Source organism: Rhodococcus sp. P3_B8 (assembly GCF_056402775.1).
This window is the reverse complement of sequence record NZ_JBFUGT010000609.1, coordinates 1-1,541: the sequence shown is the minus strand read 5'-3', so window position 1 is coordinate 1,541 and position 1,541 is coordinate 1. Positions and strand designations below refer to the sequence as shown.

At 63.7% G+C, this 1,541-nt stretch carries 3 protein-coding genes; all 3 read right to left on the bottom strand.

The annotated features are described in order from the left end of the window. Nucleotides 1-448 precede the first annotated feature (448 nt). Nucleotides 449-688 (bottom strand): DUF3263 domain-containing protein, encoded by a 240-nt coding sequence (locus AC1D1G_RS45055; protein WP_283353481.1) that lies wholly within the window; start codon nucleotides 686-688, stop codon nucleotides 449-451. A gap of 54 nt (nucleotides 689-742) precedes the next feature. Continuing rightward, complete coding sequence (locus AC1D1G_RS45050) at nucleotides 743-1,135, bottom strand: tautomerase family protein (RefSeq protein ID WP_280782274.1); 393 nt, start codon at nucleotides 1,133-1,135, stop codon at nucleotides 743-745. A 126-nt stretch (nucleotides 1,136-1,261) separates the two neighbouring features. Continuing rightward, a partial coding sequence (locus AC1D1G_RS45045; protein WP_418339178.1) for an aldehyde dehydrogenase family protein occupies nucleotides 1,262-1,541 on the bottom strand: 280 nt, incomplete at its 5' end.

The following is a 1,541-nucleotide window of genomic DNA, read 5'->3' as shown; positions in this document are numbered from 1 at the left end:
GTTGGGGTGCAGGCATTCCCTGGCTGGCGGCGGCTGCGTTCCCCATTGCCAGCGGATTGTGTCTGCGGACCGTGCTGGCCAGATTGCAGTGAGCTCGATTCCGTCGTGTTGCTTCGACGGATTAGTCCCTCGGCTGCGCCCCGCGACATGCTGACCCTTCTCGTCGCCGCCGGATGCGGCAGCGACGATTCGTCGCAGGACGTGTCTGCCACCGTCCAGGGGGTGTTCACCTATGGCGAGCAATGATGCGGGCCTTGGGACCTCCACGAACTGCCGGGCCGGTAATCACGCGTAAGTGGGAACTCCAATCACACCTGATTCCGATTTTGCTGCGGTCGCGCACTTCAGGGGAGGATCTACCCACCTACGCCGGCGAGGAGCCGTTAGGCCGCTGCCGGTTTGTGGGGTGACTGCTGCAAAAAGACGTTTACGCAGCGTCTCCTGTCCGCTACCGGCTCTGGGGCACCTTTCTAGTCGTGGTCGCCAGTCGCTGCATGCACCGGTGCCGAATTCGCAGGATCGTGGACGGGTCGACCGACCGGGCCGCGGGGGTGTCCAGCAAGTGCAGAACCCGGCGGTAGTACTCGTCGAGACTGATGCCGAAGGTCGGTAGTACGTGCTCGTCGCCACCGTCGTAGGGCGCCCATGTCACGGCGAATGTGAGGATCTCTGTCTGGTAGCCGATCATGTCGATGTCCGTTCTGGTGGGGCTGCCCCGCCCAGCACTTGCTGTGGCCGGCGCTCAGAGGTGTCCTTCCACGAATTGTGCGATGCCGTTGCCGAAGGACCAGTCGTCGCGTGTGTTTTCGAGTACCGATACGATCAGATCGGTTGGCACCAAACCAGTCTCGGCGTGCAGGTGATCGGCCAGGGCCCGATACATGGCCTTCTTCTGCTCCTGGCTGCGGCCCTGTTGAGCCACCTGCACGACCACGATGTCGTCGGTTCGCTCGAACCCCAACCCCGTGTCCTCGGCGATGATCTGCCCCGGCTTGTGCTCGGAGATGATCTGGTAGCGGTCTCGGTCCGGTGCGGCGAAGTGCTCGAGCATCACGCCCTGCACTACATCCGCGAGGTGACGAAGCTGCTCAGGAGTACGCCTGTTCTCGATGACGTGGATGTGAACGAGAGGCATGACGTGCTCCTTGATGGTGTGATGTGTGATCGTGCGGGTGGGGCCTGTGCGGGGTGCGGTCCGAGATCCGCACCCCGCACAGGTGATTGGTGGGCTCTCCGTCTACGAAAGCCTCATGGAAAGGGGCTAGTTGTTCTGGGGGAAGCCGAGGTTGAGTCCGCCGTGGCTGGGGTCGAGCCAGCGGGTGGTGACGACCTTGCCGCGGGTGAAGAAGTGGACGCCTTCGGTGCCGTGGGCGTGGGTGTCGCCGAAGAGGGAGTTCTTCCAGCCCCCGAAGCTGTAGTACGCCATGGGGACGGGGATGGGGACGTTGATGCCGACCATGCCGACCTCGACCTCGTTCTGGAACCGTCGGGCGGCGCCGCCGTCGTTGGTGAAGATGGCGGTGCCGTTGCCGAACTGGCTC